Source organism: Pseudomonas sp. NBRC 111131 (assembly GCF_001320525.1).
GTDB classification, from domain to species: Bacteria; Pseudomonadota; Gammaproteobacteria; order Pseudomonadales; family Pseudomonadaceae; genus Aquipseudomonas; species Aquipseudomonas ceruminis.
This window is the reverse complement of sequence record NZ_BCBH01000024.1, coordinates 15,744-33,159: the sequence shown is the minus strand read 5'-3', so window position 1 is coordinate 33,159 and position 17,416 is coordinate 15,744. Positions and strand designations below refer to the sequence as shown.

Here is a 17,416-nt window from a genome sequence, read left to right as displayed (position 1 = left end):
GGCTGACCAGGCCTGCGCTGCGCCGTGCCTGGGTCAGCGAGGTGACCACCAGCAAGGCAACGATTGCCAGCAGGCAGAGGCCGGCGAGCAAGGTGATCTTCCATTGGATGGAGAGGCGACGCAGCGACATGAGGGCTTTCCTTTTCAATCAAGTACAACGCCCGCGTTCGGGCGCGGGCGTTGTTGGCGGCGGGTTATTCAGCAACGTAGTTCGGCGGGGCGGCGGTGAACGCCTTGGTCAACCAGGCCAGGTACAGCAACCCCAATAGCGCCCAGATGCCACCGAACATCAGCGAGTGTTCGTTCAGGTCAAGCCACAGCGAGACGATGATGCAGAAGCCGATGGTTGGCAACACCAGGTACATGAGCTTGTTTACCACACCCTGGCGATTGCCTTCGCGCAGGTAACAGTGGTTGATCACCGACAGGTTGACGAAGCTGAACGCCACCAGCGCGCCGAAGTTGATGATCGAGGTGGCCGTGACCAGGTCGAAGAAGATCGCCGACAGCGAAATGAGCCCGACCACCGCAATGTTCAACACCGGGGTTTTGTAGCGCGCATGCAGGCGGGCAAAAATGCCGGCAGGGATCACGTTGTCGCGGCCCATCACATACAGCAGGCGCGACACGCTGGTTTGCGATGCCAGGCCCGAGGCGATGGTGTTGATCACCGTGCAGGCGATGAAGATCGACTGGAACAGCTTGCCACCCACGTACAGGGCGATTTCCGGCAGCGCGGCTTCTTGGTCGTGAAAGCGTGCCATGGTCGGGAAGTAGGCCTGGATGAAGTACGACACGGTGATGAACACCAGGCCGCCGATCAGCGCAGTCAGGAAGATCGCCCGCGGGATGGTCTTGGCCGGGTCACGGGTTTCTTCCGACAGGCAGGTCACCGCATCGAAGCCCAGGAACGAGAAGCACAGGATGGTCGCACCGGCGGCCAGGGCGCTGAACTGGGTCTGGCTGTCGGCAAACGGCAGCAGGCTCCACGCCGTGCCCAGGCCCTCACCCTGGTCCAGGCCACGCACGCAGAGGTAGATGAACACGGCGATGATCGCCACCTGCACGGCCACGAACAGCAGGTTGAAGTGCGCCACCAGGTTGACGCTGCGCATGTTGATCAGGCTGATCAATGTGACGAAGCCAACCACCCACAGCCACGCCGGTACCTCGGGGAACATGGCCGACAGGTAGAGCTTTGCCAGCAGGGCGTTGACCATTGGCAGCAGCAGGTAGTCCAGCAGCGACGACCAGCCGACCAGGAAGCCCACGTGCGGGTTGATCGCGCGCTGGGTGTAGGTATAGGCCGAGCCCGATTGCGGGAAGCGGCGCACCAGGGTGCCGTAGCTCACCGCAGTGAACAAAATCCCGGCCAGTGCCAGGATGTAGGCGCTGGGCACGTGACCGGCAGTAATGCCGGAGACGATGCCGAAGGTATCGAACACGGTCATCGGCGTCAGGTAGGCCAGGCCGATGATGATCACGTGCCAGAGGCGCAGGGTTTTACGGAGTTGGCCGTTGCCGGTGGCGCTGTGATCAGGCTGCATGCTGATGTGGCTCCTGCTGGGCGTGGACGGCGGACGAGCTGTACTGCGCATGCGGCAAGGGCGAGCGGGTGGGCTCCATGTTGTTCACCTTTATTGTTGGAGCAGAGGTAGGCGCGGGCGATGCGCCGGTGTCGAGCTGGCAGTGCCGGTGCTAGGAAGGTGGAGCGTGCGGGCAGGGGCGGTGAGGCATCATGACGGCGCGGCTATTCTTCTTCGTGGAGGGGCGCTGGGCAAGGTGGTGAAAATAAAAAACGATGGGTTAAGAGGTGTCAAGTTAAACATGACAAGATGTTGCCGAATTGAAATATTTATCGCCTAATAAGCGGCAATGTTCGGTTTTTGCGCGGTTTTTTGCGGTTTTGATCGATATAACTGTTCGTAAAATTTAACGAATAAGGTGTTTCCCAAGGCGGTGTCAGGCGCTTCTCAAATTCGCGATTTTGTCCAGGTGGCGGTCACCTGCTCAAGGTTCGGGTGATATCCTTTGCCACCTTCGCGGCCGCTTGGCCGAAAACACGCCATATGGACATCAATCGGTTTTATTCATGAAGAAATCAGTAGGCATCCTTTCCGGCCTGGCCATTGCCATCGCCGTCGTAACCACTGCTGGCGCCTGGTACACGGGCCAGCAATTGCCTGGGGTACTGGAGCAGTCCGTCGCCCGTGGCAACGCCCAGCTGGAGAAGGCTCTGACAGGGATTGGCGGCAGCATGACCCTCGAGGTGGTGTCGGTGGAGCGGCACTTCTTCAGCAGCACCGCGCACTATCGTCTCAAGGCCAGCGACATCCACTTGTCTGACGGCCAGACTGCCAGCTTCGAAGTGGGCGTCACCGATCAGATCGAGCATGGTCCGTTCCCCTGGTCGCGGGTCAAGGCATTCAAGCTGATGCCGGTGATGGCGGCCAGCAACAGCGCACTGGACAAGGACGCGTTCACCGCGCCTTGGTTCGCCGCTGCGGGCGACAAGGCGCCCATTACCTCGCAGACCAGCCTGGGCTATGGCGGCAGCATCGATGGCACCATCGACATCGCACCGGTCAAGCTGACCGAAGACAACGGCAGCACGCTCGACTTCTCGGGCATGCAGCTGGCGATCCGTGGCGACAACGAAGGCAAGGCATCGACCTTCCATGGCGCTGCGGACCGCTTTGAAATGAAGCTGGTAGCCGATGATCATCCGCCGGCCACGTTCGAGCTCAAGGGCCTGAAAATCGGCGGCAATTTGGCGGCCACCCAGCACGAGGCAATCTATGTCGGCAACGTCGATCTGTTGTTGGCCGAGGCCAAGGCAACCGTAGGGCCCAAGCAGCAGGTACTGCTGCTCAAAGGGCTGGAGCAGAACGTGTTGCAAACGCTTGACGGCCCCGACACCGTGGGTGGGCGCGTGGATTACAAGGTGGCGGACATCTCCTGGGACGGCCGTGCGGTCGGCAGCGGTCAGATGGCGGTGAGCATCAAGGCGATCAACGCACCGGCCTTGCAGTCGCTGTCCCAGTGGTACCAGGCGCACCTGCCAGAGTTTCAGGAGGCTGCCGCTGCCGGCCAGCCGTTGCCGCAAATCCAGATGGGCGAGGCAGAAAAGGCCAAGTTTCAGGGTGACCTGAAACAGCTTCTAGCGTCCAAGCCGCAGGTGGCCGTGGAAAACCTGTCGTTCAAGACGGCCAATGGCGAAAGCCGCTTCAACCTGACGATGGACTTTGCCAGCCCGACTTCCTTCGACCTGCCACCTGACCAGCTGAGCAAGCAGTTGATTACCCAGGTCAATAGCAAGCTCTCGCTGTCCAAGCCGATGATCGGTGACCTGGCGACCTTGCAGGCACTGCTGGAAGGCCAGACCGATGCTCAGGCGATTGCCATGCAGTCCAGCCAGGCCGGTGAAATGGTCGGTTTGATGGCGCTGCAGAGTGGCATGGCCACGGTGCAGGGTAATGATGTGGTATCGAGCCTGCACTACGCCGACGGCATGGTTGACTTCAACGGCAAGAAGATGACCGTCGACGCGTTCGCGATGATGTTGGCAGCACACTTCGCGGCGTTGCAGCCTCAGGATTGACAGCAGCCCCATCGCCGGCAAGCCTCATGGCCCGTGCGATACCCGTGGCAGCCGGCTTGCCGGCGATGGGGCCCGTGCAGCCACACAAAAACCGCTTTAGAAATCCCTTGATTGTCTGTAGCCTTCGGCGTCCGATAATAATCCGCGCCCGCAGAGGGCCGTGGCGGCTCGCCTGCCGTCCGGCGCCGTTAGCCGATCTGCCAGGGCCGGGTGATACACTCGATTTGACGCGCACACGCGCCTGCAGGTCCAGCGATCATGACCCAGATTTCCGAACGCCTGTTGGTTCAGGCTCACCTCGACGCCAAGCAGCCCAACCCGCTGACAGCCGAGCAGGAGGCCGAATACCGTGCGGCCATCGCTGCCGAGCTCAAGGCGCAGAACGCCGTGCTGGTCGCCCACTATTACTGCGACCCGGTCATCCAGGCGCTTGCCGAAGAGACCGGCGGCTGCGTGTCCGACTCGCTGGAAATGGCCCGCTTTGGCAAGAACCACCCCGCCGAGACCGTGATTGTCGCCGGTGTGCGCTTCATGGGCGAAACGGCCAAGATTCTCACGCCGGAAAAGCGCGTGCTCATGCCAACCCTGGAGGCCACCTGCTCACTCGACCTGGGGTGCCCGGTCGAAGCGTTCTCGGCCTTCTGCGATCAGCATCCCGAGCGTACCGTGGTGGTCTATGCCAACACGTCTGCGGCCGTAAAGGCGCGGGCCGATTGGGTGGTGACGTCGAGCTGCGCGCTGGAGATCGTCGAAAGCCTGATGGACAACGGCGAAACCATCATCTGGGGGCCGGACCAGCACCTGGGCCGTTATATTCAGAAGCAGACCGGTGCAGACATGTTGCTGTGGGACGGTGCCTGCATCGTTCACGAAGAATTCAAGTCGCGCCAGTTGGCAGACATGAAAGCGCTGTACCCGGATGCCGCGATTCTGGTCCACCCCGAGTCGCCCGAGTCGGTGATCGATCTGGCCGATGCAGTGGGCTCCACCAGCCAGTTGATCAAGGCTGCGCAAACGCTGCCGAACAAGACCTTCATCGTCGCCACTGACCGCGGCATCTTCTACAAGATGCAGCAGCTGTGCCCGGACAAGGAATTCGTCGAAGCGCCTACAGCCGGCAACGGCGCGGCATGCCGCAGCTGTGCCCATTGTCCGTGGATGGCGATGAATACCCTGGAGCGGGTGCTGGATTGCTTGCGTAAAGGCACCAACGAAATTTTCGTTGATCCGGCCCTGGTGCCCAAGGCGATCAAGCCCTTGAACCGTATGCTGGACTTTACCCAGGCTGCTCGGCTGAAGCTGTCGGGTAACGCCTGATCTGAAACCGCAGCGACGTGTTCGCGGGCGCGGGCTTGCCCCGCGAACACCGGCGAAGCCGGTGCCACAGCGCATTGGCTGACCCACGCTTGTACGCAAGGCCGCCTTTCTAGCGCCCCATCATTTCCCTGACCATCCGCCGCTGCTCCATGATCTCGCGCTGGCGCTGGTCGATCTGCGACGCCAGCGGGAAGTTGCCGCCTGCGCGGCGCTTGGCGTAATCCAGCTGCTGGATCGCCTGGTCGAAATCCCCCACCAGGGTGAAATACTCGGCACGTGCCCGGTGCAGCCCAATGGTGTTGCCCGACAAGCCCCGCACTTCGGCCATGTCGTACCAGACATCGGGATCATCCGGGCGGCTCTTGAGCAGGTCGTTCAACACCTTCTCGGCCTCGGCCGGCTTGTTCTGCTTGACCAGCAGGTCGGCACGCACCTGTTTCAGCGGATAGTTGCCCGGATACAAACCTTGCATGCGCTCGGCACGCTGCTGGGCATCGACCAGGCGGTTGTTGGTGATGTCCAGGTCGATCTGCGCCAGGTTGTAGGTGATGTCATTGGGTGCCTTGGCCAGCAACGGCTTGAGGTTTTCACGCGCTTCGTTGAGCTGCCCGCCTTTGATCTGCGCCAGGGCCAGGCCATAGCGGGCGGCATCCAATGTGGGGTCTTCGTCGAGCTGGGCACGGAAGCGTTTGGCTGCAAGGCCCGGTGTGCCTTCGTAAGTCAGGGCAACGCGTGCGCGGATCAGCTGGTAGCGCTGGCTGTCCTCGACGCCGCCCTTGGGGGCCTGCTCGGCGCGGTTGCGGGTATCGGCGATACGCGATTCGGTCACCGGGTGAGTCAAGAGAAATTCGGGTGGTTTGGCGTCGTAGCGGTACTGGCGCGCCAGGCGTTCGAACATGGTCGGCATGTTGCGCGGGTCATAACCGGCCTTTTCCAGGTTCTGAATGCCGATCCGGTCGGCTTCCTGTTCGTTCTGCCGCGAGAAGCGCCGTTGTTCCTGCAGGGCGGCGGCCTGGGTGCCGGCAATCACGCCGATACCGGCATCACCACCGCCACCTGCGGCCAGCACGATACCGGCCAGCAGCGCCGCCATCATCGGCAACTGCATGCGCTGCTGGGCCTCGACCCCACGAGCGAAGTGGCGTTGCGACAAGTGCGCCAGTTCGTGAGCCAGTACCGAGGCATACTCGCCTTCGGTCTGGGCATTGAGGAACAGGCCGCCGTTGACCCCGACGATGCCGCCCGGGGCGGCGAAGGCGTTGAGCTCACGGCTGTCGATGAGGATGAATTCCAGGCGCCGGTCCTGCAACTGGCTGGTTTCGGCCAGGCGGTACACCGTGGTTTCGACGTAATCCTTGAGCTGCGGGTCGTTGAGCTGGTTGACCTGGCCGCGCAACAGGCTGAGCCAGGCGCGGCCGAGCTGGTGTTCCTGCTGTGGCGAAACGATCGCAGAACTGGCGTCGCCCAGTGATGGCAGGTCGTCAGCATGGCCGGGAAGGGCCATCAGGCAGGCCAGCGACAACAGGGTAGGGCGCAGTAGGTTCATGCACGAAGCTCGCGTCGGATCAAAGCACCTACTGTAGCCCGCTCGCACGTTGGCGACCAGTGGCGGTATTCTAGCCAGCCTGTCTGCCCCGCCTGTGGAGAAACTGCTGATGAGTGACACCCCGACCTGCGACGCCGAGCTCGACGCCAGCGGGCTGAACTGCCCCCTGCCGTTGCTCAAGGCGAAGATGGCGCTCAATGGCCTGGCCAGTGGCGCAGTGCTCAAGGTGATCGCCACCGACGCCGGCTCCCAGCGCGACTTCCGCACTTTTGCCCAGCTGGCCGGTCATACGCTGCTGCGTGAAACGGCCGAAGCCGGCGTTTATACCTACTGGCTGCGCAAGGCCTGAGTCTCAATCAAGGAACGTCAATGTTCAAAGTGCTTCGCGACTGGATGCATCGCTACTTCTCCGACGAGGAGGCGGTGGTGCTGGCGGTCCTGCTGTTCCTGGCATTTACTGCAGTACTTACCCTCGGCGGCATGCTCGCGCCGGTGCTGGCGGGGATGGTGCTGGCATTTCTGATGCAAGGGCTGGTCAATGCCCTGGAGCGTATCCGGGTGCCGACGCGGGTGGCGGTCATGCTGGTGTTCGCCTTGTTCATGAGTGCACTGGCGGTGGTGCTGCTGGTGCTGGTGCCGTTGCTCTGGCATCAGTTGATCACCTTGTTCAACGAGCTGCCGGGCATGCTGGGCAAATGGCAGTCGTTGTTGCTGCTGTTGCCTGAGCGCTACCCGCACCTGGTATCAGATGAGCAGGTATTGCATGCCATCGAATCGGTGCGTGGCGAGATCGGCAAGTTCGGCCAGTGGGCACTGACCTTCTCGTTGTCGAGCCTGCCCCTGCTGGTCAACGCCATGATCTACCTGGTGCTGGTGCCAATCCTGGTATTTTTCTTCCTCAAGGACCGTGAACTGATCGGTCGCTGGGTCAGCGGTTACCTGCCACGCCAACGCAGTCTGCTCAACCGTGTGGGTAGCGAGATGAACCGGCAGATCGCCAACTATATCCGCGGCAAGGGTATCGAAATTCTGATCTGCGGGATTGCCACCTACATTGCCTTCATCAGCCTGGGGCTCAACTACGCCGCGTTGCTGGCACTGCTGGTAGGGTTGTCGGTGGTGGTGCCCTACGTGGGGGCGGTGGTGGTGACTGTGCCGGTCACGCTGATTGCGCTGTTCCAATGGGGCTGGGGTGACCAGTTCATTTACCTGATGACGGTGTACGCGATCATTCAGGCGCTCGATGGCAACGTGCTGGTGCCGCTGCTGTTCTCCGAGGCGGTGAGCTTGCACCCGGTGGCGATCATCTGCGCGGTGCTGTTGTTTGGCGGGCTGTGGGGCTTCTGGGGGATCTTCTTCGCGATCCCGCTGGCGACACTGATCAAGGCGGTGCTCGATGCCTGGCCGCGGCAGGAGCCAGCGGTGGCGCCGATACTCTAGCGCTCTGCTGTCTTCTTCGCGGGTAAGCCCGCCTCCCCAGGTACTGCACCACGTGCAGGTCGTGTGGGAGCGGGTCTACCGGCAAAGAAGCGTCAAGCCGATCTCAAGCCTTGTTCAGCGCCTGGGCTGCGGCAAGCACGGCATCCACATGGCCTGGCACCTTCACCCCGCGCCATTCCTGACGCAGCACACCCTCCTTGTCGATCAGGAAGGTGCTGCGGTCCACGCCCATGTACTCCTTGCCGTAGAGCTTCTTCAGCTTGATCACGTCGAACTGCTGGCACAGCGCTTCGTCCTTGTCGCTGATCAGCTCGAACGGAAAGCCCTGCTTGGCCTTGAAGTTCTCGTGCGACTTGATGCCGTCGCGCGACACGCCGAACACCACGGTGTTGGCCGCTTCGAACGCTGCATGCTGGTCACGGAAACCCTGGCCTTGGGTCGTGCAGCCGGGGGTGCTGTCCTTGGGGTAGAAGTACACCACCACCTGGCGGCCCTTGAGCTCGGCCAGGCTGACAGTCTGGCCGCTGGTGGCCTGGGCCTGGAAGTCGGCGACGGGTTGGTCGAGTGCTACTGCCATGGGTGCTTTCCTTACATGGGGTTCTGTGGGCGCCAGGGTTCGATCAGCGCGTCCAGGTTCAAGGCGTCGGCAAAGTCCAGGAACTGGTCGCGCAACCAGCTGATCTGGGTGCCGGCCGGCAGGATCACGGTGAACTGGGCGTTGAGCATGCTGCTACCGGTCTGCGGCGCCAGGTAGGTGTCGCAGGTCATGGCTTCGAGCTCGACGCGGTGGTCGAGGAAGAACTGGCACAGCTCGTTGATGATGTCCGGGCGGTAGGCGGCGCTGACATAGGCGACATACGGCAAGGCCTGCGGGCGTACCTCCTGGTCGGCACTGCGCACCACATCGAGGGTCAGGCCGTGCTTCTTGCCCAGGCCCGGCAGGGTGGACTCCAGGCGCGCCAGGGCGTCCCAGCTACCGCCTACCTGCAATACCAGGGCGCTGGTCTCGCCATGGCGGCTCAGGCGCGAGGTGACGACCGCGCAGCGGTTTTCGAAGGCAGCGCGGCTGAGGACGTTGGCCAGCTCCATGGGGTTGGGGCCCAGGGCACTGATGACAAGGAATTGTTCGCGGACGGTGGGGGTGGACATGCAGCATTCCTAAAGCGATGAGCGGTCGGCACAGGACGGGCGAAAGCCTCCTGTCGGCAGGGCCCGGGGCTCGCATGCGAGGACGTGGACGCTGGCCGGGGAGCAAGGTCGACGGCCCGGCGGGCCGCGCTGCACCGATCAAAGGATCAAGGGTAGCGAAATAAGGCGCCGAGGGGAATGCTCCGCCCGCCTGCTTCGCTTGTGCAAGGCCGATGCCCCCAGTACCATTACCGCTCTCTTTTTCCGGCAGGAGCAGTTACATGATTGCGGGCAGTATGGTGGCATTGGTCACACCCATGGATGCACAAGGGCGTCTTGATTGGGACAGCCTCGACAAACTTGTAGACTTCCACCTGGAAAATGGCACCCACGCGATCGTCGCTGTCGGCACCACCGGTGAGTCCGCCACGCTGGATGTCGAAGAACACATCCTGGTCATCAAGCACGTGGTCGAGCGCGTCAAGCGCAGCAACCACCGCGTGCCGGTGATCGCCGGTACCGGTGCAAACTCCACTGCCGAAGCCGTGCACCTGACCCAGAACGCCAAGAACGCTGGCGCCGATGCCTGCCTGCTGGTAGTGCCGTACTACAACAAGCCGACTCAGGAAGGCCTGTACCAGCATTTCAAGCACATTGCCGAAGCCGTCGATATCCCGCAGATCCTTTACAACGTACCCGGCCGCACCTCCTGCGACATGCAGGCCGAGACCGTCATCCGCCTGTCGAGCGTGCCTAACATCATCGGCATCAAGGAAGCCACCGGCGACCTGGCCCGTGCCAAGGCCATCCTCGACGGCGTGAGCAAGGACTTCATCGTCCTCTCCGGCGACGATCCGACGGCGGTCGAGCTGATCCTGTTGGGCGGCAAGGGCAACATCTCCGTCACCGCCAACGTCGCCCCGCGCGAAATGGCCGATCTGTGCGAGGCCGCCCTTGAGGGCAATGCCGAGAAGGCCCGCGCGATCAACGAAAAACTCATGCCCCTGCACAAAGACCTGTTCTGCGAAGCCAACCCGATCCCGGTGAAGTGGGCTCTGGTGGAAATGGGCCTGATGCATAAGGGTATTCGCCTGCCGCTGACCTGGCTGAGCGAAGGCTGTCACGAAAAAGTCCGTACTGCCCTGCGCACGTCCGGCGTACTGGTTTAATCGAGGAAGTACACCGCATGAAGCGACTGGCTGGTCTTTCCGCGCTCGCCCTGATCATCTCCAGCACCAGTGGGTGTGGCTGGCTGTGGGGCGAGGATGGCTATTTCCGCGACCGCGGCAGCGATTACCTGCAGGCGCATCCCACCGCGCCGATGCAGCTGCCGCCGGACGCCAGCAACGTCAAGCGCCTTGACCCGCTGCTGCCAATCCCCCGTAACGTCGCCGACGACCACGCCACCGGCGAATTCGAAGTGCCGCGCCCACAATCGCTGGCTTCTGGTGCGCAAGTCAGCGACTTCAGCCTGCAACGCAGCGGCAACAGCCGTTGGGTGCTGGCCCAGCGTTCGCCGGCCGAAGTCTGGCCGGTGGCCCGTCAGTTCTTCGAGGACAACGGCTTCCGCATCGCTGAAGAACGCCCGCAGACCGGCGAATTCAATACCTCCTGGCAGCGTTTCGATGAGCTGTCGGCATCGCTCGGCCAGCGCCTGGCCAGCACCTCCAGCAGCGGCGAGAGCGAAGTGCGTGTACGTGTGCGCATGGAGCCTGGCGTGCAGCGCAACACCTCCGAGGTGTACATCGTCAGCGTCGAACGCCCGGCTGGCAGCACAGCCGACCCGGCATTCCCGTCCACCTCCAGCAATACCGGGGCCGACGCGTTGCTGGTTGACGAGCTGCTCGCCAGCATGAACCGCAGCGCCGAGAAGGGCGGTTCGGTATCGTTGCTGGCCGCGCGTGACTTCGATGCTCCAAGCCGTGTCAGCCTGAGCGAGGACGGCAGCGGCAACCCGGTGCTGTTCCTCGGCGCCGACCTGGACCGTGCCTGGTCCAGCGTGGGCCGCGCCCTCGAGCAGGGCGGCGAATGGCGCGTCGAGGACATCAACCGCAGCCTGGGCCTGTACTACATCAACCTGTCGGAAAAGCCTGAAGACAAGCAGAACGAGCCTGGCTTCTTCAGCCGCCTGTTCGGCAGCGCACCGACCAAGGAAGAGCGTGAAGCCCGCGCCGAGCGTTATCAGGTGCGCCTGAGCAAGGTCGGCGAAAGCGTGCAGGTCACCGTCGAGAAGAACATCAACACCGTGGCCCCGGCCGATGTCGCTCGCCGCGTGCTGAGCGCCATTCAGGACCACCTGGGCTAAGTGCGCTTCGCGGTACTCGGAAGCGGCAGCCAGGGAAATGGCACGCTGATCGCCAGTGATGACACCTTCATCCTGGTCGACTGCGGTTTTTCCCTGCGTGAAACCGAGCGGCGCCTGGCGCTGCTCGGTGTGTCGGCGGCTCAACTGAGCGCGGTGCTGGTCACCCATGAACATGCCGACCATGTGCATGGGGTGGGCCTGTTGTCGCGGCGCTACAATGTACCGGTCTACCTCAGCCAAGGCACGTTGCGCGGTATGCGCAAGCCGGTGGAAGCGGCCGGTTTTCTCGCTTGTGGCGACAGCCTGCACATTGGCAGCCTGCAAGTGCATGCAGCACGGGTCGAGCACGATGCCTACGAGCCGCTGCAGTATGTGATCAGCGATGGTCGCCGACGGTTTGGCATGCTCACCGACCTGGGCTCTTACGACACCTTGTTGCTGGAGCGCTACCAGGGCCTGGACGCCCTGCTGATCGAGGCCAACCATTGCCGCGACCTGCTGGCGCGTGGGCACTACCCGTATTTCCTCAAGCAGCGGGTCGGCGGCATGCAGGGGCATTTGAACAATCATCAGGCCGCACGCCTGGTGCAAGAGTTGGGCTGGAGCAACCTGCAACACCTGGTGCTGGCCCACCTCAGCAGCAAGAACAACCTGCCACATCTGGCCCGCCAGTGCTTCGTCGACACCCTAGGGTGCGACCCTGACTGGCTCCAGGTGGCGAATCAGGAACACGGGCTCGACTGGCGCGAAATCGCCTAGCCCAACACCTCAAGCAAGCGGAGCCCAATCATGGAAAAACGCGAAGAACTCTACCGCGGCAAGGCCAAATCGGTTTACAAGACCGACGACGCCGACCGCTTGATCCTGCTGTTCCGTAACGACACCTCAGCGTTCGACGGTAAGCGCATCGAACAACTGGACCGTAAAGGCATGGTGAACAACAAGTTCAACGCCTTCATCATGCAGAAGCTCGAAGAAGCCGGCGTGCCGACCCAGTTCGACAAGCTGCTGGGCGACAACGAGTGCCTGGTCAAGAAGCTGGACATGATCCCGGTCGAGTGCGTGGTGCGTAACTATGCCGCCGGTAGCCTGGTCAAGCGCCTGGGTGTGGAAGAGGGCATCAAGCTCGAGCCTTCCACCTTCGAGCTGTTCCTGAAGAACGACGAGAAGGGTGACCCCTTCATCAACGAATCCCACGTTGTCGCGTTCGGCTGGGGCACTGCCGAGCAGCTGGTCGAGATGAAGAAGCTGTCGCTGAAGGTCAATGAAGTGCTGAGCAAGCTGTTCGACGACGCAGGCCTGCTGCTGGTCGACTTCAAGCTGGAGTTCGGCGTGTTCCACGGCCAGATCGTCCTGGGTGACGAGTTCAGCCCTGACGGCTGCCGCCTGTGGGACAAAGAAACCCGTAAGAAGATGGACAAGGACCGTTTCCGCCAAGGTCTGGGCGACGTGATCGAAGCCTACGAAGAAGTTGCCAAGCGCCTGGGCGTGCCGCTGTAAGGCGCACGTTCACGCAAGCGCCTGATACCACGCGATTTTTTTGAAAATAAAGGTTTGCGTTTTCAGAATTCGCTGGTATGATGCGCGGCATTGGAGAGATGCCGGAGTGGTCGAACGGGACGGATTCGAAATCCGTTGTACTGGCAACAGTACCTAGGGTTCAAATCCCTATCTCTCCGCCATATTAAAGGCCCCGAGCGCTGTATAGCCCTCGGGGCCTTTTTCATTTGGGGGAATTTTGGGGGAATGGGGGAGCGTGTAATTCCCCCAAGCGTTCGCTATCATTCCGCCATGGCCTACTACGAGAAGCGCGGTGACGCCTGGCGTGCCCAGATCCGCCGCAAAGGATATCCAACACTTTCCGCCACCTTTGACACCAAGGCAGAAGCCCAACGCTGGGCGGCCGAGATCGAGGGGGATATGTCGCGCGCTCGCTTCGTCGACATGCGCGAGGCCGAGAGCACTACGCTGGCCGAGGCCCTGGACCGATACCTGTCCGAGGTTACCTCGACCAAGAAGGGCGCCAAGCAAGAACAGGTCCGCATCAAGAAGTGGAAAGAGCACAAGCTGGCCACCAAGGGCCTAGCTGCTATCCGCTCGAGCGACATGGCCGCGTATCGCGATGCTGAGCTGAAGGAAGGGAAATCGACGGCGACAGTTCGCCTCAACCTTGCGGTGATCAGCCACCTATTCACGGTGGCCACCAAGGAATGGGGTATCGAAGGATTGACCAACCCTTGTCGGGCGATCCGGATGCCGAAGGGCAGCAAAGAGAGGGATCGGCGCCCAACGCCGGCGGAGCTTACCGCCCTCTACAAGGCAGCTGGCCAGCTGAATGCCCAGCTCCCGGTGTTTATTGAGCTGGCGGTGGAGACGGCGATGCGCCGGTCTGAGCTGTTGATGCTGCGCCGCGACCAGGTGCGCGGCAAAGTGGCCTATCTGGAAGACACCAAGAACGGCGAGCGGCGCGCCGTACCATTGTCCTCCCGGGCGATCGCCCTGCTGGAGGGGCTACCCACGCCGATCGGTGGCGGACGGTACTTCAACCTGGCGCTCAACACGATCAGCAACTACTTCCCCCGGGCCTGCGTAGCCGCCGGGATTGAAGGCCTGCGACTGCACGACTTGCGCCATGAGGCGACCAGTCGTTTCTTCGAGCGCGGCTTCACGATGATGGAGGTCGCGAGTATCACTGGTCACAAGACCTTGGCGATGCTCAAGCGCTACACACACCTCAGCCCGCAGGACCTCGCCGAGAAGCTCGGCTGAGGTCAGGCAACCCGGAGCGAGGGCGGGTCTTTCCGCTTCCGCCCCGGCTTCGGCTTCTGGTGCTCCCCATCCCGATACTCGCGCAAGAACTTGCGCACGTCCTCTTTCAGCCAGCAGTGCCGGTTGCCCATCTTGAAGCTCTTGGGCAGCCATGGCACGCCGCGGCGAATCCCCTCTCTGATTGATGCCTCGGTGCGGCCCAGCAGCTTGGCCAGGCCCTCAACCGTCAGCACCTCGGTTTCTTCGCTCATTACTTCCTCCCGGCCTGACTCGTCAGGTTCTCGTCTTCAGCCTGACCTGTCGCGTCAGCTCTTTTCAATTCATCCACCACAGACTCGATGCCGGCCGCGTAGCTACCTGGTCGTCCCGCTGCGGCTCCGATCAAGCGTTCGATAACCAACTCGATAGGCGCAGCGCGAAGAGAGGCGACCATATCGATCGCCCAATTGCGCCCCTGAAGGAACATGTACCGGTTGATTGGCCCGGTGACGACTATCGGCTCGCTGAGCGCCCTCGGCGTTTCGGATTCGGCAGAAGACACCCGGGCAGCCGCACGCGACTGCACTGAGTTGCGTCGGCCAAGGGCTCTACGAAGCGCCATGGTTGCAATGATGTTCACGGCAGAACCCCCGTGGCCTTCGCCGCTGAAAGCACGATGAACAACGACACCAAGAAGCAGGACGCTGCCAGCATCGGGTGGCCTCTATAGATCAACGCATACAGCTGAAAGCAGCTGCTGAGCAGACTCAGCCAGAAGTAATGCATGATGCGCACGGCTGCATCCCCGGTAATCAAGCCACCCAGCACGCCAGCCCAGGCCATGACGTTGAATGCCACAGTGACATAGAAGGCGAACCGGTGAAGCTGTGAGCCGCCGAACAGCAGCGACAGGCTGATGATGGCGCTGATGGCCGTGGAGATAAGGGTCTGGATCATGCCCGACCTCCCGCCAGCGCAGCCAGCTCGGCCACCAGGGCCTCGGTGCGCCCGTAGAACTTACCGGCGTCCTCGTTCACGAACCGCTCGAGCACGGTGGCCACGGCTTGCTGGTTGGCCAGGCCTCGCAGGTCCACCTCTGTGAGTGGCGTGTCGGTCGATGGCGCGTGCACGAAAGCCTCTTGGCTGATCAGCAGGGTGCGCACCGGGCGAATGCCCTTGCACTTGCTCACCCAGTTGGTGTCGGGCACGCACCAGGGCAGCATGTGCAGGCACCAGGCTGTGGCGGCGTTCGACTTCTGGCTGCTGGTCCAGTACTCGCGCAAACCAAATGCCTGCGCGGCGTCGTGGTCTGGAATGGCCCCGGCGCGACCCCAGCCTTCAAGCTGGAGCAGGTTGCAGCGCAGCACCTGCAGTTCCTCGATTGACGGGATGTGCCAGCCCCAGGTGCCACGGATGTTCATGCCCAGCACCTTGCGGGCGATTTCGCTGCCCTCGGCGGCCATGGCCTGGGTGTTGGCCATCCCGTCGAAGCGCGACGTAGCCCCACGGATGCGCGGGCGTGGGCCTTGCTCCTGCCACCAGTGGGCGGCGACTTCGAACTCCCGGCCCGCATCGATCACCGCATGCTCGGCGCCGTCGAAGAAGATCCGGCCGGCGAAGAATCCACCGCCCAGGGGCTGGCCTACAGCGGGAAGGGCGGCGGGGTTGATTGCTCGACGCTTGATCATGGTTGCTCTCCCGATTCAGCAACGGCACGCATGTGCAGCTTGATGCCGCAGGACTTGGCCAGGTCGGCCAGCTTGCCCACGGTGGTGTTCGGGTCTTGCAAGGCCTCGCCGAAGCGGATCAGGCGTTCGCCCAGCTGGCCAAGGTCGTCTTGCAGGTGAAGGCGGGTACCCTGGTTCATCATGTGGGTCATGGCTGCCGCTCCTGCACCACCTGCTGCTGCATGGCCTGCACGCGCAGTGCGGTGTCAATCTCCTGATCCAGCTCTTCGCCGGATAGCCAGTTATCGCCACGCACCGCCAGCAGGTCTTCATCAGGGTCTTCGATGCGCTCACGGTCACGCAGCAAGCGGTACCGGCGGGCGTCGGATACCAGCTTGACGTCCTCATCGATGCTAAAAGCCTTGCAGAATGCCGGCTGCCCCTTCTCCGCCATGTAGCGCATCGCTTCGTTGATGTCGCTGTACTGCAGGTCTCCCTGGACCACGACGTTCCGCAGTGCTACCGACAGGAAGTCCAGCACCTGGACATCGGTCCATGGCGTGTACACCGCGACCATCTGCGGGGCGCCACCGGCACGAGCTAGGGCTTTCTCAAGTTCGCATTGAAGATCGCCAAGGCTGGCGCCGGCGATCACCGCCAGGCCGCGACCGATCGAAACATGCGCGCCGAGCTTGGCGAACGGCAGGATGTGTTCCAGGGTGCCGCCCTCGGCGGGGCGCAATACCAAGCTGATGCGGTCAGGCTGCGTCATGGCTGACCCCCTTGGCTTCTGCTGCCTGAGTGAGCGCATCGAGCAGCGCGTTTGCACGCTGGCCACGGTCCAGGTATTCGCGGATCGCGATAACGATCAGGCCGTTCATCGAGCGCTCATCGGCTGCCGCAGCTGCTGCCACCTGGTCGCGCATCCCGTCCGGCAGGCGGACAACAAATTTGTCGAGGCTGTGACTATCAAAGGCCATGGTGCGGCTCCTTCGAGATTGGCTGATTCTGGCCGCCGGGCGTGCGCCCAGCGGAAGAAATGAAGAACTGAATTACTGAAGAATTCTGCGGACGGGGCGGACGAGAAACTCGTAGGTCTCGTGGCTGTTGTAGAGCCAGCCACCCTCAAAGTCCAAGCTGTAGGCGTTGCTGGCGGAGCGCTGCGAGCTCGACACGTACCAGGCCTTTTCGAACGACTCAGGCAGGTACAGGTAGCCGTGGTACAACTCACCGGAAGCTGGTAGGTAGAAGTCTCTGTGCCCGTCGCAGGTGAAGGCGTAGGCCGCATCGGCCGCCGGGTGCGACCCGTCGCGGTTGACCAGGATTGCGGTGTTGGCGCGACCATCGATCTGGCTGGTGGCTTCGACCTCGGTGCCGTGATCGCCAAAGGCGTGCATGCCTACGTCCTGGGCGGCGAAGATGACGTGACACAGACCTTCGGGATAAAGGCGCAGGCCGCCGTAGATGCCGCCTTGGCCAGGCCAGTATTCTCCGACGGCGGGAGGGGTGAGCGCAGCCTCGGCGACCGGTTCGGAAAGGCTTTCCAGGAACTGGGCGACAGTTGGCTGTGACTCTGGTGAGAACAAGTTGAAGGTCAGGTGCAGGTTCTTTGCCTGGACCAGTGGGGCTTGCTTCATGGTGCATCTCCTTTTTCCAGGCAAGCC

21 protein-coding genes and 1 tRNA gene are annotated in these 17,416 nt (G+C 62.4%); 10 read left to right on the top strand and 12 right to left on the bottom strand.

The genetic code is table 11. The features are described from left to right. Positions 1 to 194: 194 nt before the first annotated feature. Complete coding sequence (locus APH34_RS19990; protein WP_054902617.1) at positions 195 to 1,547, bottom strand: APC family permease; 1,353 nt, start codon at positions 1,545 to 1,547, stop codon at positions 195 to 197. A 545-nt stretch (positions 1,548 to 2,092) separates the two neighbouring features. Here APH34_RS19990 and APH34_RS19985 point away from each other — a divergent pair. Together APH34_RS19985 and nadA are read left to right on the top strand one after the other, a co-directional pair. Beyond that, positions 2,093 to 3,601 (top strand): YdgA family protein, encoded by a 1,509-nt coding sequence (locus APH34_RS19985; protein ID WP_054902616.1) that lies wholly within the window; start codon positions 2,093 to 2,095, stop codon positions 3,599 to 3,601. 258 nt (positions 3,602 to 3,859) lie between these two features. After that, positions 3,860 to 4,918 carry a quinolinate synthase NadA gene (nadA, locus tag APH34_RS19980; RefSeq protein WP_054902615.1) on the top strand — a complete coding sequence of 353 codons (1,059 nt, stop codon included), beginning with the start codon at positions 3,860 to 3,862 and terminating at the stop codon, positions 4,916 to 4,918. Positions 4,919 to 5,027: 109 nt separating this feature from the next. Here nadA and APH34_RS19975 read toward each other — a convergent pair whose 3' ends face one another. Continuing rightward, positions 5,028 to 6,464, bottom strand: coding sequence for a M48 family metalloprotease (locus APH34_RS19975; RefSeq protein WP_054902614.1), 1,437 nt, complete (start codon positions 6,462 to 6,464; stop codon positions 5,028 to 5,030). Positions 6,465 to 6,573: 109 nt separating this feature from the next. Between APH34_RS19975 and APH34_RS19970 the strand changes: the two genes are divergently transcribed. Both APH34_RS19970 and APH34_RS19965 read left to right on the top strand, forming a co-directional pair. After that, the gene (locus tag APH34_RS19970) at positions 6,574 to 6,813 is read left to right on the top strand and encodes a sulfurtransferase TusA family protein (RefSeq protein WP_054902613.1); all 240 of its coding nucleotides are present in this window, start codon (positions 6,574 to 6,576) and stop codon (positions 6,811 to 6,813) included. Between the two features lie 20 nt (positions 6,814 to 6,833). After that, entirely contained in the window at positions 6,834 to 7,904 is a 1,071-nt protein-coding gene (locus APH34_RS19965) for an AI-2E family transporter (RefSeq protein ID WP_054902612.1), read from the top strand. Positions 7,905 to 8,007: 103 nt separating this feature from the next. Here APH34_RS19965 and APH34_RS19960 read toward each other — a convergent pair whose 3' ends face one another. After that, positions 8,008 to 8,481 (bottom strand): peroxiredoxin, encoded by a 474-nt coding sequence (locus APH34_RS19960; protein ID WP_054902611.1) that lies wholly within the window; start codon positions 8,479 to 8,481, stop codon positions 8,008 to 8,010. Positions 8,482 to 8,492: 11 nt separating this feature from the next. Then, positions 8,493 to 9,053 carry a glycine cleavage system protein R gene (locus APH34_RS19955; RefSeq protein WP_003254741.1) on the bottom strand — a complete coding sequence of 187 codons (561 nt, stop codon included), beginning with the start codon at positions 9,051 to 9,053 and terminating at the stop codon, positions 8,493 to 8,495. A 260-nt stretch (positions 9,054 to 9,313) separates the two neighbouring features. On the opposite strand from APH34_RS19955, the gene dapA reads away from it, so the two are divergent. The 6 genes from dapA (at position 9,314) to APH34_RS19925 (ending at position 14,106) form a co-directional block, all read left to right on the top strand. Beyond that, positions 9,314 to 10,201, top strand: a complete 888-nt coding sequence (gene dapA / locus APH34_RS19950; protein WP_054902610.1) for a 4-hydroxy-tetrahydrodipicolinate synthase — start codon at positions 9,314 to 9,316, stop codon at positions 10,199 to 10,201. Between the two features lie 17 nt (positions 10,202 to 10,218). After that, the gene (gene bamC, locus APH34_RS19945) at positions 10,219 to 11,337 is read left to right on the top strand and encodes an outer membrane protein assembly factor BamC (RefSeq protein ID WP_054902609.1); all 1,119 of its coding nucleotides are present in this window, start codon (positions 10,219 to 10,221) and stop codon (positions 11,335 to 11,337) included. Beyond that, complete coding sequence (locus APH34_RS19940) at positions 11,338 to 12,096, top strand: MBL fold metallo-hydrolase (protein WP_054902608.1); 759 nt, start codon at positions 11,338 to 11,340, stop codon at positions 12,094 to 12,096. A 30-nt stretch (positions 12,097 to 12,126) separates the two neighbouring features. Further along, positions 12,127 to 12,837 (top strand): phosphoribosylaminoimidazolesuccinocarboxamide synthase, encoded by a 711-nt coding sequence (purC, locus tag APH34_RS19935; RefSeq protein ID WP_003254733.1) that lies wholly within the window; start codon positions 12,127 to 12,129, stop codon positions 12,835 to 12,837. 92 nt (positions 12,838 to 12,929) lie between these two features. Beyond that, a tRNA-Ser gene (locus APH34_RS19930) sits at positions 12,930 to 13,019 on the top strand. A gap of 109 nt (positions 13,020 to 13,128) precedes the next feature. Then, positions 13,129 to 14,106, top strand: coding sequence for a site-specific integrase (locus tag APH34_RS19925; protein ID WP_054902607.1), 978 nt, complete (start codon positions 13,129 to 13,131; stop codon positions 14,104 to 14,106). A gap of 2 nt (positions 14,107 to 14,108) precedes the next feature. On the opposite strand, the gene APH34_RS19920 is transcribed toward APH34_RS19925, so the two are convergent. From APH34_RS19920 to APH34_RS19885, 8 genes are all read right to left on the bottom strand, one after another. Then, entirely contained in the window at positions 14,109 to 14,357 is a 249-nt protein-coding gene (locus APH34_RS19920; protein WP_054902606.1) for an AlpA family transcriptional regulator, read from the bottom strand. After that, on the bottom strand, positions 14,357 to 14,725 hold the full coding sequence (locus tag APH34_RS19915) for a hypothetical protein (protein ID WP_256215764.1): 369 nt from the start codon (positions 14,723 to 14,725) through the stop codon (positions 14,357 to 14,359). Before APH34_RS19915 ends, APH34_RS19920 begins: the two co-directional genes overlap by 1 nt. Continuing rightward, positions 14,722 to 15,042: a hypothetical protein gene (locus APH34_RS19910; RefSeq protein ID WP_054902605.1), complete on the bottom strand. Its 321-nt coding sequence runs from the start codon at positions 15,040 to 15,042 to the stop codon at positions 14,722 to 14,724. Before APH34_RS19910 ends, APH34_RS19915 begins: the two co-directional genes overlap by 4 nt. Further along, entirely contained in the window at positions 15,039 to 15,773 is a 735-nt protein-coding gene (locus APH34_RS19905) for a hypothetical protein (RefSeq protein WP_054902604.1), read from the bottom strand. Before APH34_RS19905 ends, APH34_RS19910 begins: the two co-directional genes overlap by 4 nt. Beyond that, positions 15,770 to 15,964 (bottom strand): hypothetical protein, encoded by a 195-nt coding sequence (locus APH34_RS19900; protein WP_054902603.1) that lies wholly within the window; start codon positions 15,962 to 15,964, stop codon positions 15,770 to 15,772. The genes APH34_RS19905 and APH34_RS19900 overlap by 4 nt, the downstream gene beginning before the upstream one ends. Next, complete coding sequence (locus tag APH34_RS30040; RefSeq protein ID WP_256215763.1) at positions 15,961 to 16,524, bottom strand: hypothetical protein; 564 nt, start codon at positions 16,522 to 16,524, stop codon at positions 15,961 to 15,963. The genes APH34_RS19900 and APH34_RS30040 overlap by 4 nt, the downstream gene beginning before the upstream one ends. Next, the gene (locus APH34_RS19890; protein ID WP_054902602.1) at positions 16,511 to 16,732 is read right to left on the bottom strand and encodes an Arc family DNA-binding protein; all 222 of its coding nucleotides are present in this window, start codon (positions 16,730 to 16,732) and stop codon (positions 16,511 to 16,513) included. Before APH34_RS19890 ends, APH34_RS30040 begins: the two co-directional genes overlap by 14 nt. Before the next feature lie 72 nt (positions 16,733 to 16,804). After that, the gene (locus tag APH34_RS19885; protein WP_256215762.1) at positions 16,805 to 17,389 is read right to left on the bottom strand and encodes a DUF1566 domain-containing protein; all 585 of its coding nucleotides are present in this window, start codon (positions 17,387 to 17,389) and stop codon (positions 16,805 to 16,807) included. Positions 17,390 to 17,416: the final 27 nt, after the last annotated feature.